Source organism: Bacillus sp. 01N45 (assembly GCF_056399205.1).
In genome coordinates this window covers 251304-264955 of the sequence record NZ_JBFTQW010000004.1, presented here as the reverse complement: position 1 = coordinate 264955, position 13652 = coordinate 251304, and the positions used below count along the sequence as shown (strand labels likewise).

The 13652-nt window shown below is 32.7% G+C and carries 12 protein-coding genes and 1 pseudogene; 10 read left to right on the top strand and 3 right to left on the bottom strand.

All coding sequences use genetic code 11. The annotated features are described in order from the left end of the window. The first annotated feature begins 272 nt into the window (after window positions 1-272). The 7 genes from AC1DMU_RS11880 (at window position 273) to AC1DMU_RS11850 (ending at window position 7374) form a co-directional block, all read left to right on the top strand. Entirely contained in the window at window positions 273-1895 is a 1623-nt protein-coding gene (locus tag AC1DMU_RS11880; protein WP_088064131.1) for an FAD-dependent oxidoreductase, read from the top strand. Between the two features lie 240 nt (window positions 1896-2135). Beyond that, entirely contained in the window at window positions 2136-2939 is an 804-nt protein-coding gene (locus AC1DMU_RS11875; RefSeq protein ID WP_088064130.1) for a hypothetical protein, read from the top strand. Further along, window positions 2936-3931 carry a WXG100 family type VII secretion target gene (locus tag AC1DMU_RS11870; protein ID WP_088064129.1) on the top strand — a complete coding sequence of 332 codons (996 nt, stop codon included), beginning with the start codon at window positions 2936-2938 and terminating at the stop codon, window positions 3929-3931. Before AC1DMU_RS11875 ends, AC1DMU_RS11870 begins: the two co-directional genes overlap by 4 nt. Window positions 3932-3947: 16 nt before the next feature. Then, a complete protein-coding gene (locus AC1DMU_RS11865) occupies window positions 3948-4598 on the top strand; it encodes a hypothetical protein (protein WP_215558941.1) in 651 nt (216 codons plus the stop codon). A 27-nt stretch (window positions 4599-4625) separates the two neighbouring features. After that, a complete protein-coding gene (locus AC1DMU_RS11860; RefSeq protein ID WP_061686097.1) occupies window positions 4626-4892 on the top strand; it encodes a DUF4176 domain-containing protein in 267 nt (88 codons plus the stop codon). Between the two features lie 229 nt (window positions 4893-5121). After that, window positions 5122-5901 carry a hypothetical protein gene (locus AC1DMU_RS11855; protein ID WP_142291793.1) on the top strand — a complete coding sequence of 260 codons (780 nt, stop codon included), beginning with the start codon at window positions 5122-5124 and terminating at the stop codon, window positions 5899-5901. A gap of 528 nt (window positions 5902-6429) precedes the next feature. After that, window positions 6430-7374 carry a glycerophosphodiester phosphodiesterase gene (locus tag AC1DMU_RS11850; protein ID WP_088064127.1) on the top strand — a complete coding sequence of 315 codons (945 nt, stop codon included), beginning with the start codon at window positions 6430-6432 and terminating at the stop codon, window positions 7372-7374. A gap of 48 nt (window positions 7375-7422) precedes the next feature. On the opposite strand, the gene AC1DMU_RS11845 is transcribed toward AC1DMU_RS11850, so the two are convergent. Both AC1DMU_RS11845 and AC1DMU_RS11840 read right to left on the bottom strand, forming a co-directional pair. Further along, window positions 7423-8100, bottom strand: coding sequence for a YdcF family protein (locus tag AC1DMU_RS11845; protein WP_088064126.1), 678 nt, complete (start codon window positions 8098-8100; stop codon window positions 7423-7425). A gap of 142 nt (window positions 8101-8242) precedes the next feature. Then, the gene (locus AC1DMU_RS11840) at window positions 8243-9085 is read right to left on the bottom strand and encodes a LysR family transcriptional regulator (RefSeq protein WP_476941505.1); all 843 of its coding nucleotides are present in this window, start codon (window positions 9083-9085) and stop codon (window positions 8243-8245) included. A gap of 102 nt (window positions 9086-9187) precedes the next feature. On the opposite strand from AC1DMU_RS11840, the gene AC1DMU_RS11835 reads away from it, so the two are divergent. After that, complete coding sequence (locus AC1DMU_RS11835) at window positions 9188-10402, top strand: MFS transporter (RefSeq protein WP_142291792.1); 1215 nt, start codon at window positions 9188-9190, stop codon at window positions 10400-10402. Between the two features lie 109 nt (window positions 10403-10511). Here AC1DMU_RS11835 and AC1DMU_RS11830 read toward each other — a convergent pair. Next, window positions 10512-10747, bottom strand: a pseudogene (locus tag AC1DMU_RS11830) (hypothetical protein). A gap of 262 nt (window positions 10748-11009) precedes the next feature. Here AC1DMU_RS11830 and AC1DMU_RS11825 point away from each other — a divergent pair. Both AC1DMU_RS11825 and AC1DMU_RS11820 read left to right on the top strand, forming a co-directional pair. Continuing rightward, a complete protein-coding gene (locus AC1DMU_RS11825; protein WP_088064124.1) occupies window positions 11010-12137 on the top strand; it encodes a serine hydrolase domain-containing protein in 1128 nt (375 codons plus the stop codon). A gap of 238 nt (window positions 12138-12375) precedes the next feature. Then, entirely contained in the window at window positions 12376-13533 is a 1158-nt protein-coding gene (locus AC1DMU_RS11820; protein WP_142291791.1) for an agmatine deiminase family protein, read from the top strand. Window positions 13534-13652: the final 119 nt, after the last annotated feature.

Here is a 13652-nt window from a genome sequence, read left to right as displayed (position 1 = left end):
GGGTTTTATAAAAAAATAAGCGGTCGTAACCCTGTATAACTTATAGGGTACGACCGCTTATCATGTTGGTGTCTACTAAAGTGAGTTGTTTCGTTTTACTCTTTCATACATGCATAATGCAAGCAGATTATAGATGTATGAAAAAATAAAAGTAATTTGGGGCGTAATCTATCTATATGATAATTCAAAATGAAATATAAGTCTATATCTTTGTTGTTTTTTTGATTATATTTATATCACTGAGCTCAGAACAATGATGGGAGGATAAATATATGAAATCGAATTACGTACCAGTTTTAATTATTGGAGGAGGATTATCAGGGTTAGCATCTGCGCTATTCCTTGCAAAACATAACGTTGATTATTTATTGGTTGAAAGGCACCCGTCTACTGCAATTCATCCAAAAGCAGGTGGAATCACTTTTCGTACGATGGAGTTATTTCGAGAATTAGGTTTAGAACAAAGAATTAGATTGGCGGGTAAAGCATTAGAAAATTGCCGAGGAAGAATAGCAGTTCATACGATAGCTGAGGCGAATAAGGAAGAATTGGCAAAAATGCGGGCGACTCAGTATGGAAATGATGAGAAGTTACTTCAAAAAATAGAAGAGATTAGTCCATCAAAACAAACGGCTTGTTATCAAATTATTTTAGAAGAGATGATGTTACAAGAAGCGAGGTCATTAGATGGAGAATTATCTTTTTATCATGAATTGGTTTCTTATGAACAAAATGAGCATGGAGTAATCGCAACGATTCGGAATCGTGAAACGGAAGAAGAAAGTATTATTCATTGTGACTATGTAATTGCAGCAGATGGGGCAAAAAGTAAAATACGTGAGCAACTAGGGATAAGTACTGAGGGACGAGGTACAATCGGTGGCTATTATATGAATATTTATTTTGAAGCGGATTTAAGTGAGTTTATACAAGGAGATGCATTTGGTTTTACTATGGTACTTCATCGCGAAGTACTTGGTGCGCTTATACCAGTTGATAACGAAAGAAGATGGATTTACCATGTATCCTACGATCCATTAAAAGAAGAGGGACCAGAGGATTTCACTATAGAACGCTGTAAACAAATTATGCAAACTGCAATTGGAAGCACAAATGTTGAGCCAGAAATAGTAAGTGTTTTACCGTGGGAAGCGACAGAAAGTACTGCTACAAAATTTCAAGATAATCGCATTTTTTTAGTTGGTGATTCTGCACATATTATGCCACCAACTGGAGGATTCGGTTCAAATACAGGCATACAAGATGCGCATAACTTAGCTTGGAAATTAGCGGCTGTTATAAAAGGGAAAGCAGATCCAAAATTGTTAGAAACATATCATAAAGAGAGATATCCTGTTGCAAAATTAACGACAGAGTATGCGAGTAGTTTATTGTTCCGTGCTGCAAGTAGAGAGGAAGGCAGTTTGAATAATATGGATGGATTAGCTGTAACTGTTGGGTATCACTATTGTTCAGAGGCGATAGTAGATGACTCAGCTACTCCACATAGAATGGATATCGTAGAGTTGAACGGAAGACCTGGAACGCGAGCACCACACTTTTGTGGAACGTATGATGGAAAAGAAATTTCTATACTTGATTTATTAGGAAATGATTTTGTGTTACTTATTGGAGCAGAAAATCACGCTTGGGCCGAGTGTGCACAAGATGTTTCATCTGAATTAGGAATAAATATAAAAGTGTATCGAGTAGGTTTAACCGGAGACTTTATTGCTCAAGAAAATGTTTTTCGTGAATTATATGGGATAGAGAATGAAGGAGTTGTACTAATTAGACCAGATGGATTTATTGGATGGCGTTCGGAAAAAGCGGTGGTAAATCCAGCTGTAATGCTGGAGGAGGTAATGAATAAATTATTATGTGATTTTAAGTAACTGCGGAAGTATTGTCTAATATAGGACAATACTTCTATTTTTTTGGCTTGCAAAATAAAATTGTTTAGTGAAGAGATATTATTATTATAAAAATATATGTAAATTAGTTCCTTTTCTCTTTGTTGTTATTAGAATTTTTTTAGTTTTTAGTTATAAGTGTTGGCAATTACTAGATTGAATCATTTTTTTATTGTATTATATTTCCTAGAGATTATATATCGCGCTAGGGAGTGGGACTATTTGACTATTGAACCTCTTATTTTATCAAATAAAGAAGTATATGTATTAACTGGTATATTTGACCATGAAACAATGATTGGAATTGAGAACCCCTTTGAAAATTGGTCAGATGAGGAAATAGACAAAGAATTAGATGTAATGTACGAGAATTGGACAAACGAAGAGCTACTCATAATAAAAGAAGATGAAACATTATGTGACAAACAACTTTTAGAATATTTTCGTATTTGTTTAACTACAGGATTTGTTATTGAAGTACAGATAAGTAAAGACAGTACTTTAGAAAAAAACATTTTCTATTTTAGTGAGAAAAAGGTTATACAAAATGTAATAACAGATGATAACGGTGAAAAACAATGTACATTTAAAGAATGCGGGACACCGGAGGTAGCTTGGCAATTTATATATCAAGCATTACAGCCTAAAAATACTTTCTCTTGTCCAAATTATACATTTAAAATCCCTTCTTCTGCATATAAGGAAACTATTTTAAATCAATCAAACAAGCAATTAGTAGATTACTTGAAACTTTACTTAGATGATGAAGCTTCCTTAGAGTTAGCAAACATTATACATAATCGTGAAGAATTAAATACTGTTCAAGTTCATTATTATATAAAGGACTCATGGTCTACAGATTGTATTCAGTTTTTATATAGTCAAAACCAATATTGGCTAATCCAAAAAGTTTTAGATAATGAGCAAACACAAACGAATTTTATTTGCCTTGATACCTTTACAATTACTGAAGAGATAAAGAAAATGGTACTTTATCTTAAATCATTAGGGGGTAAAACAAGGTGAGCGGTGAAATTAAGGTTACTCCTGACCATTTAAGGAAACTAGCTTCTAATATAGAACAAACAGCTCATGAGCTATCTGAAACACATCAACGTATCAATCAGCAGTTATTTGATCTTCCTTTCCAAGTATCTGGAAGAGATGCTGTGTTAAATCAATCCCAATACGCAGGCTCAGTGTTAGCTACTATAACGACAGTTTTAAAAGAACATAGTGATGCATTAAGAAAAGCTGCTGACCGTTTTGAGAAGGCTGATCAACAAGAAGTTTCATTTGGGGAAGAAGCAATTGATGTTAATTGGTTTGCACCGTTGGGTGGCGATATTGGTGATTGGAAAGATAACCCTACGGGATCATTATTTACTTTACTTGGTACTGTAACTGAAGGTGCAGCTGCCTACAAGTTGGCAGCTTTACATAATAAAGGTTTGCGTGTAACACCCTACACAAATAAAAAAGGAAAAGAAATGGTAAGGTTTCAAAATCGGACTGTACTAAAGGATAAAAATGGACTTAATGTGATAAGGCGTACAAAATTACCTTTAGCCGAAGTAAAGCAAATAGACGATGTAAAAAGACATGTTTTATCACCAAAAGAATTTCTTAAAGATTCATTGAAATTAAAAACAAATGCTTTGGGCTATGCAGCCATAGGGTGGGATGTAATTAATGATACAAAGGAAAATATTGAAAATAAAGCTTCAAAAACTAAGATAGCTGGTGATATTATGGGTGATGCAGCAATTGGGGTTGGTACAACGGCTGTAAGTGCCTTTGCGGGAGCCAAACTAGGTGCAACTGTTGGAACTGTTTTTGGCGGTCCAATCGGAACTGTTGCTGGGGCTTGTTTTGGCTTTGGTGTTTCTATAGGAGCTAGTATAGTAACAGATGGAATTAAGTTTAACAAAGGTGATTGGAATCATGATGGTAAACAGGATTCGATAAAAGATAGAGTTAAATCTGGAATCGGAGCAGCTCTAGATAAAATTTTTTAGTTTTTGGGAGATTAATATGGAAAAATACCACGGAAAAAGCACAGAACAAATTATTCGGAAATTGATGCCTTACAGTGTTAAATCGAGTGTCATTATGGTGTGGGTAGTTACTAATTTTATGATTTTAACCCCATTTTTATTTCCGCCAACCTTTACTATATACCTATATATAATTTTACCTTTTCTTTTGATTGCTAATATATGGGGAGTATGGGTATTTTTTTATAAACCAAATGAGCTAAGGTTGGTACACATTTTATATAATGGATTTATGGGAATGACTTTTTCTTTTGGAAGCTTTATAGTGATTCAAAAGATTGCATATACTTTTATTAAAATTGAAACACCTCTGTTTTTTATTGTTACTTTTGTGCTTTACATTTTTACAATTTATAAATTGATTTCTATTGGAATGAAAAGTTTTTTAAAGCGATTAAACAATGAAGAAAATGACAATATAAAAATTTCTCCGATTGTTTATTTATCAGGATTGGGATATATTATTGGACAAATATGTGTAGGTACATTATCACAAAACGGTTTAGCGACGGTCTTAATTTTAGTCTTTTCTTTATTGGCTGTTGTGTCTAGTATATATAGTGTGTATATATGTATATATATCGATTTGAAGAGGCGAAAAACCAAGCTAGATTCCTTAAATTCTTAAAAAAACAATTAATGAGGAGGACATACAATGAATTCGCAACTTTTTCCTATAGGATCTATTGTAATTTTAAAAGCAGGTACAAAGAAACTTATGATTTTTGGGCGAAAACAACAAGTAGCAACGGATGAGGTAAGAAAATTCGATTATATGGGATGTCCTTATCCAGAAGGCTATATTAATCCAGATTTCACTTATTTATTTAATCATGATGATATTCAAGAAGTTGTTTCAACTGGATATGAAGATCAGGAAGAGCGTACTTTCCAAGAAAATGTATTATCTAAAATACAATAAGAAATAATGTAAAAAACTGTTTAAACAAGCAGTTTTTTTTACATTATTTCTTATTAGTGATGCAGCAAATGGAACCTTTATTGGAGTGGAATAAGCTTGGATGTTTTTATAGAAATTAATATAGAAACTGATGGAATCATGATGGTAAACAGGATTCGGTAAAAGATAGAGTTAAATCAGGAATTGGAAATGTATTAGATAAAATTTTTAAATTTTTATGAGGTGTATAATGGACAAATATAATGGCAACAGCATAGATGATTGTATGCGGATATTAATACCATTTGATATAAGAAATATTGTAGGGGCCTTTGTGTGGGTTATCATGAATTTTCTTCTACTCATCATTTTATTCATATTTCCACCGTACAATATATACTCTTACGCAGCTTTTCCATTTTATGTGATATGTAATCTATGGGGAATTTGGGTTTCTATTCATAAGCCTCGGCAGCCTCAATTGCAACATTTACTATATTCTGGATTTGTTGCGTTAAGTATTTCATTTTGTAGTTTTATAGCTGTGCAAAAGTTAGCTTATGAATTCGTAAAAATAGATTCACCTTTATTTTTTATTCTATCGCTTATTGCATATAGTTTAATTGTTTATAAATCTGAATTATTCTGGATTAAATATTTTACAGCCCGCTTAAGGGGTACAACTGATCAAGATGTGAAAATTCCTAAAATTGTATTTTTTTCAAGCTTAGGTTATATAATTGGTCAAGTTATTATTGGTGTTTTGAGTCAAAAGGCTATGGCTATTGTATTAATCATTCTCGCTTCATTTCTTTCCGTTGTGTTCATAGCTCTAAGTACACATTTGTATTTTTACTTTGATTTCAAAAAACAATGTATTGCTTCAGGACATTTAAAAAAATTACATTCTCAAAAGAAGCCTAGGCTGTCAAGGAAGGAAAGGAGACAATCCGTGGCTGCTTCGGGACATGTAAATATACCATATTCTCAAAAGAAATCTAAACTTACAAGAAAAGATATACGAAATTAAGAATTTGTAATTAAATAAAACCTAGGTTTACGTAAATATCACGTCAAATGATAATAGAATTTTATCTTGTATGAATGGAAATTAAAGAAGTTAGATAGGAATCAGGCTGTACAGAAAAATTCGATAGGTTCAAATACTAATTAGTATGAGATATATAACTTATACTGGTTAAAGCTTCGTCGTACTGAAAAAATAATATTCACAAATATTAATAGGTTTGGTATGATTAATTTCGACAAGTTAATTGAGGCCGGAGATATTTGAGATAAGCCATAAATTTATTTAGGGATACAATAGTGTCCTCTAAATAATTTATGGCTTTTTTTTATTGGTGAACTGTAATCAATAGGAAGTTCCATGTGAATAGGAGGGATATAGAAAATACATAGTATAGTAATAACATAGGGGAATTATATTTGTAAGATTGGAATTTTCATATAAGCTTATAAAAATGATGAATGTATATCTTCTATTTCGTGTAAATCTCATTAACTTGTTGAAATTTGCAACGTAGGAAGGGTTAGAAGGATGAGAAAAATTATTAGCGCGTTCGTTATTTTCTTTATGATGGGAAGTATCTTTGCTGGGGGAGCTGTTCATGCGAAATCAGAAGGGAAGCATGAATGGAATACGAATAAATTTTTAAATATTGCACATCGTGGAGCAAGTGGACATGCACCTGAGCATACTTTTGCTTCTTATGATCTTGTGAAAAAAATGAAAGCGGATTATTTGGAGTTAGATATTCAGTTAACTAAGGACGGCCAGTTAATTGCAATGCATGATACAGCAGTTGACCGTACTACAAATGGTACAGGGGAAGTACGAGATAAAACGTTAAGTGAAATAAAGAGCTTAGATGCAGGATCTTGGTTCAATAAAGCTTATCCAGAAAAGGCTAAGCAAGAGTATGTTGGTCAAAAAGTTCCGACTCTTGAAGAAATCTTCCAAAAGTACGGAAGAAGTATGAAGTATTACATTGAAACAAAATCACCAGATGTGTATCCAGGAATGGAAGAGAAATTATTAGCTTTATTAAATAAATATAATTTAGTAGGTCAAAATATGTCTTCTAGCCGTGTTATGATTCAATCATTTAGTAAAGATAGTTTAACAAAGATTCATAGTATGAATAAAAATATTCCGTTAGTTCAACTGCTTTGGTATTATCCAAATGAAAATAATGAGATTGTTGAATGGTCTAGTATTACACATGAACCGAAAAGTGTAACGAATGATGATTTTCAAGAAATTAAAAAGTATGCAGTTGGTATTGGACCGAACTTACGTAATGATGACGGAGAACTAATTATTGATGAGTCATATATGAAAATGGCTAGGAAAAATGGACTGCTAATTCATCCTTATACAATTAATGAGAAACCAGATATGAGATTGTTAATGAAATGGGGTGCTACAGGAATGTTTACAAATTATCCTGATCGATTACATAGTGTGTTAAAAGAAAAATAAGTAAGATAGCATAAAAGGTATACCGATGTTTTGGTATACCTTTTTCTATTATGCTAGATTATAGTAGTAGGATACATATTCTTCTAAACCTTCAACCTCTTTTTCAGGTGGCTCAATGCCGCCTTTTCTGCCGTAGCAAATATTTCTCAAGTATTCTCCAAAAATCATAGAGCGACTTTTTTCATTTTCCATCCAATTATATCTATTAATGATAAACTCACCATCGAAACTTGTATCAAATGTATATGGAATACAAGTAACAGTGTTAGGGAGATGTTTTTTCAATACTCTATATTGCCGACCGGCTCCTAAACTTTTGCAAACAAATAGTAGCCGATTAATTTTTGTGAAATCAAAAATCTTTTTCGCTTCCATTACATTAGCGATAGAATGGAGGGAATTTGTCTCGAATAGGATAGAGTCTCTGGGTATGCCATGTTCAATTAATTTATGTACAATTACTTCTGCTTCTGATAAATCCTCGTAATTCCAGCTCGGATGTTTCATGCCATGCAAACTAGTACCGCCTGTAACGATAATTTTGTTTCCTAAACCTTGTCGATAAGCTTCTAGAGGAGTTTGCCAATTGCCAGGATGAGAACCGCCGAAAACGAAAATTGCATCACATTTTTGTGGTGGTATTTCTTTTAGAAAAGTGATTTCTGTAATTTGATCGATTTGTTTTTTCGTAAGAGTAGGGACATCAGGATATTTAGGGATTACCATTTGAAAACCTCCTACATAGTAAAATAATAAATTCATTATATAGCGATTTTGTTAGGTGAAAAAAGGGAAGCTTTTCATTTGAAAGTACCCCTTTTAAGATTTGTTTTACGCTTCACCCCACGTATTTTCTTTTCACGCATTGTTAAATCATCTCCATAAATTTTTGTAGTGCAGCTGAGTGATATATATCTTTTCTAGTAATAAAAGTAGTAGGAACTTTTTTGAATCTATTAGGTAAAGGATTGAATGATAAATTATGTGCATGACCACTTAAAATTGATTTCATCATAATTGCTACGCCCATATTTGATTTTACACAGGCGAGTATTGCTTCGATTGTTCCAAACTCTAATACTCGTTTAGGCGAGAGGTCTTCCTCTTGAAGCCAGTCTTCTAATAAACTTCTATAATAGCAACCTTGACTAAAAGCGAGTAAATTCATATCTTCTATGTCTGTAAGAGAGGGTAAAGGTTTTTTACTAATGAGAACTAATTCTTCTTCACGAAATACACTTGTATGAAGTTCAGCGTGCTGAGTAGAGCCAGCTATAACCGCTCCGTCTAGTTTTCTTTCTAACACTAGCCTAATTAGTTGTTCGGTCGTATTTGTGTCTAAAATCAATTCGACTTTTGGGTGTTTCTCATAGTAGGCCGTTAATATAGAGGGAAGCCTTACCGCAGTTGTAGATTCTGTACATCCGATTTTCAACGTGCCCTTTGGCTCAGTTCCATTACTTTGAACCGCTTTTATAGATTGATCCATTAAGTGGATAATTTGTTTAGCGTATGTTAATAAAATCTCACCGTTAGAAGTTAAAGTTACACCTTTTCCGTTACGGTAAAATAAAGGCACACCTAATTCATTTTCTAGTTGTTTCATACGCATTGTTACGCCTGATTGTACATAGTTCAAATTTTTAGCTGCGTGAGAAATATTATTTTCCTTCGCAACTTCGTAAAATACAGTTAAATCTTTTATGTCCACGTTTCATTCCTCCGAAAAGGTATCAATTTTTTTGATGGATTATATGATGAATATTTATTTTATATGATATCAGAACTTTCATACAATGGAAGGGGGGGAGGGATGATTGTGTTAATCGAAGAAAGGATGAAAAGTACTTATAAGTGGATGATGTTAATTGTTGCGACGATTGCTCAAACAACAGCGACGCTTATAACGTATGGTGTTGGAGTTTTGGCGTTATTTTGGAAAGAAGAATATGCGCTTAAGAATATGGAGAGTGGATTGTTAGTAAGTTTTGTAAATGTTGGACCATTATTTTGTATGCTTTTTGTTGGGCGGCTACTTGATCAATATGATGAAAAGTTGTTAATTTCTATAAGTTCATTTTTGCTAGGAGGTTCCCTTTTACTAACTAATATAGTAAATGGATTTAATGGACTGTTATTTGTACTTTTATTAGTAGGAATGTTTTATAGTGTTTCCCAGCCAGGAGGAAGTAAAGTGATTTTAAAATGGTTTCCAAAAGAAAATCGTGGATTAGCGATGGGAATAAGGCAAGCTGGTATACCGATTGGTGGCGCGTTAGCGGGAGTTTTAATCCCGTTTCTTACAATACAATATAATGTGACTTATGCGATAAATAGTATGGCATGCATTTGTATAATTGGGGGTTTATTATTTTTTATGTTTTATAAAGAGCCATATGTCCAAGAGGATGTAAGGAAAGAATATATTAAAAATTCTTTATGGATGCAGCTAAAAGTAGTGATATGTAAAAAAGAGTTGTATCCAATTTATATAACAGGTATTTGCATGATTTCATTACAAATGGTGTTAGTTGGACACTTTATGAAATTTTTAGTAAGGGAACAATCCATTACATCTATTGTAGCCGGAACAGTATTTTCAGTTATGTTCTTTTCTGGAATGGTTGGCCGTGTTGCATTAGCAGCTATTAGTGATGTGTTTTATAAGGGGAATCGGCGCATACCTTTATTTATAACTGTCTGTGCTTCTATCGGTTTGATTCTATTGTTAGTAATGAGCATACATACAGTAACGAGTGGAGTATTGTATGGTGTCAGCGCATTGTTAGGCTTCTTTTCAATTGGTTGGTTTAGTCTTTTTATCGTCGAAGTTGCTGAATTGGCAAGTGAAGAATCTGTTGGAATAACAGTTAGTTTGGCGCTGACATTCAATCAAATTGCTATTATTGTTGCACCTGTTTTATTTGGTTATATTGTCGATGAGAAAGGGTATACGTGTGCGTGGTTGTGTATAGTTGTATTACTAAGTATTTCGGCAGTGAGTTTATATAGTAAAAGCAAAAAATAAAAGAAAGTTAGTAATGTAAATTTTATATGAAGAAATTCTAAAGAAATGCCGAATGTGCGACATTTCTATTTTATATGTTGTATAATCAAAAAATAAATGAGATTCGTTTTCAATGACGTTCATTGCCTCTTTTGAAATTACCTGTTACTTTAGCCATAATGAGTTGTTTTTCTGTATCGTTATGTTATGTGCATGATTTATTTTGTTTAAAAATTTTTCAGCATCATTTCCTTTTAATATTTTAATTTATTTTCCGTAATATTCAATTAAAAATATGTTATTTTTTGTTACTCTGTAATGGAACATCATATCATTTAAACGATTGTGTTTATCGGTATTTTTCATCGTAACAACTCCATTTCTTATTATGTGTAACAAATGTTACATAAGCTGTTGAAATTATAGTAGGGTGTATCCGATTGTAAGGTGGAAATTTTGCAAGAAAGAAATACAATAGAGAGTAGCCAAAAACTGAATATGAGAAAAAGGAATCTAGTTTAAATAGGTGAATAATAGATAGATAATATTATGAAATATTTGAAAATTAAAAGATATAGAATAGAATGGATGCATGTTAAGTGAAACTAGATAAAAGAGGGTTCCTATTATGCTAAAGAAATGGTTAATTGTTTTCTTTATTTTTGCTATTTTTTGTGGGAGTGTCGTTACACTAATACATGCAAATAAAGGTAAGAAATATGATATAAAGGCATTTTCTAATGTAAATAGTAAGAAAAAGGGCGATATGCAAGAAGTTGATGCGAATGAGAAAAAGCGCTATGAAGTTGCAGCTGGAAAACTAGATCAATATTTAAAAGATAAAGGATTTAATGGGAGTGTTCTTGTAGCTAGTAAAGATCATGTAATTTTACGCAAAGGTTATGGGTATGCGAATGTGAAAGATAAAGTAGTAACAACGCCAAGAACGAAATATCGCATTGGTTCTATTACGAAAACAGTCGTTGCAATATCTATTATGCAGCTAAAAGAAAAAGGGAAATTAAATATTGAAGACAATGTAAATAAGTATATTCCATCATTTCCGGCAGATAAAAACATTACGTTACGAAATTTGTTAACCCATACGTCTGGGTTGCCAGATCAGGGACAAGGTAGGGTTGATGCGGCGTCACGATTAAAGTTAGTAACGTGGATTGGTGCACAAAAATTGCAATTTCCTGCAGGGACTGGTTGGAAATATACAGATTATAATTATATGGTGCTTGCGTATATTGTAGAAAAGATATCGAATAAACCGCTCGCTGAATATGTGAAAGAAAATATTTTTACGCCTGTTGAAATGCATGAATCTGGAATGGGTGCAACTCTCCCTGAAGATATTTTTTTAGCAGAAGGTTATACGAAAAAAGATAACGAGTTAATAGCTGCGCCTCGGTTAAAAATGAATTGGCTGTATGGGTGTGGTGAAATGTATACGACTATTGAAGATATGAAAAGATTAGATGAGGCTATTATGGATGGAAAGTTGATTTCTAAACAAAGTGTATCAGATATGTTTACTGCATCATCTGTAAGAAAATATGGGTTTAGTTTCTATACTAATCCAGATTATTATCATAATCATGGTGTATTAGCTGGTTGGAATACATTTAATAATTTTAACCGGGATAAACGAACGTTTGTAATATTATTCTCTAACGTACAAAATGGTATGAATGATTCGTTTAATCAGGAGTTTAGGAAAATGGCGAATGATTTAATAGAAGGAAAATAATAATTTTAAAAGTCGGTATTGATATGTAATTATCAATACCGATTTTTTTTATTTAGTCATGTTCTATTTGCTGACTAAGTAGGTGAGAAAGGTGGTTGATATTTGAATAAATCTATATAGGTAGTTAAATGATATGAATGTAAAGGATAATTGGTAATTTTTACATTGATGAAAAAGCTTGAGCTTCACACTATGTGAAGCTTTACATTATTGGAGGTAAGAACAGGAGGATGAAAAGGTGAAAAAAGTAGTAAAGTTTTGTTTAATAGCTGCATTATCTACAACGATTATTAGTGGTTGTTCTTTTGAAGGTGGTAAAGAAAATGTAAAAGGGAAAGAGAATGGAAAAGTAGAGGTACAGAAAAAAGTTGGGAAATATACGATGCCAGATGAAAAAGATAAACATGAAGGTACATGGCTGCAATGGCCTCATGAATACACATATGGTCAAGAATATAAGCAGGAAGTTGAACCGATTTGGGTTAAGATGGCAAGCGCTTTAACTGAGGGTGAAAAAGTTCATATTGTTGCATACGATGAGGAAGAGAAAGAGCGCATCAATAATCTTTTAATAGATAAAGGACTGAATATGGATAAAATTGATTTCTTTATCGCTCCTACTGATGATGTATGGGCAAGAGATAGTGGACCGATTTTTGTTTATGACAATAATAAAAATCTCAAAATATTAGATCCGGCATTTAATGGTTGGGGAAAGAAAACACCTTATAAAAATGATGCTCGTATACGTGAAAATGTTAGTAAACAATTAGGGATTGAAAGGATTGATTGGGGGAACTTTGTCCTTGAAGGCGGCGCAATTGAATTAGACAGTAATGGGACTGCTTTATTAACTCGAAGTGCAGTAACAAATAAAAATAGAAATCCAAATTTATCAGAAAAGGAAATTGAAAAGTATATAAGTGACCTAGGAGTATCAAACTTTATTTGGTTAGATGGAGTACCTAATTTAGATATTACTGATTTTCATATCGATGGATTTGCTAAATTCCATGGTAAATCTACCATTGTAACGATGAAAGAAGATGACCTAGCCGAATGGGGTTTGTCAAACAAGGATATGGATACATTGTTAGATGCAAAAAATGCTTCAGGACAGAAGTATAAGTATGAATACTTACTCCTTAGTAAAGATAAAGTTACTTTAGAAAATGGAAAAGCTCTCGATTATAAAGGCTCGTATATCAATTATTATATTGGGAATGCTGTGGTATTGGTTCCTAATTATAATGATCCGAATGATAAAATCGCAAACGATACGATTCAGAAGTTATATCCAGATCGTAAAGTAGTTGGTATTGATGTGAGAGAGCTTTATAAAAATGGCGGCATGATTCATTGTGTTACACAGCAACAACCGATTCAATTGAAATAATCGATTGAAATTCAGCAACCTACCGACAAAATAGGTACATTGTTACCTTTATCTATTTTGTCATGTTTTATTTTTCGCAAAAAGGAGCAAGGGCATTGAAAGGAATAATATTAACTAGT

What these genes read in the sequence shown, in the direction of transcription:
- AC1DMU_RS11865 (WP_215558941.1), top strand. Translation starts at nt 3,948, where the DNA reads ATGGAAAAATACCACGGAAAAAGCACAGAACAAATTATTCGGAAATTG.
- AC1DMU_RS11860 (WP_061686097.1), top strand. Translation starts at nt 4,626, where the DNA reads ATGAATTCGCAACTTTTTCCTATAGGATCTATTGTAATTTTAAAAGCA.
- AC1DMU_RS11835 (WP_142291792.1), top strand. Translation starts at nt 9,188, where the DNA reads ATGATTGTGTTAATCGAAGAAAGGATGAAAAGTACTTATAAGTGGATG.
- AC1DMU_RS11825 (WP_088064124.1), top strand. Translation starts at nt 11,010, where the DNA reads ATGCTAAAGAAATGGTTAATTGTTTTCTTTATTTTTGCTATTTTTTGT.
- AC1DMU_RS11845 (WP_088064126.1), bottom strand. Translation starts at nt 8,100, where the DNA reads ATGGTAATCCCTAAATATCCTGATGTCCCTACTCTTACGAAAAAACAA.
- AC1DMU_RS11880 (WP_088064131.1), top strand. Translation starts at nt 273, where the DNA reads ATGAAATCGAATTACGTACCAGTTTTAATTATTGGAGGAGGATTATCA.
- AC1DMU_RS11855 (WP_142291793.1), top strand. Translation starts at nt 5,122, where the DNA reads ATGGACAAATATAATGGCAACAGCATAGATGATTGTATGCGGATATTA.
- AC1DMU_RS11850 (WP_088064127.1), top strand. Translation starts at nt 6,430, where the DNA reads ATGAGAAAAATTATTAGCGCGTTCGTTATTTTCTTTATGATGGGAAGT.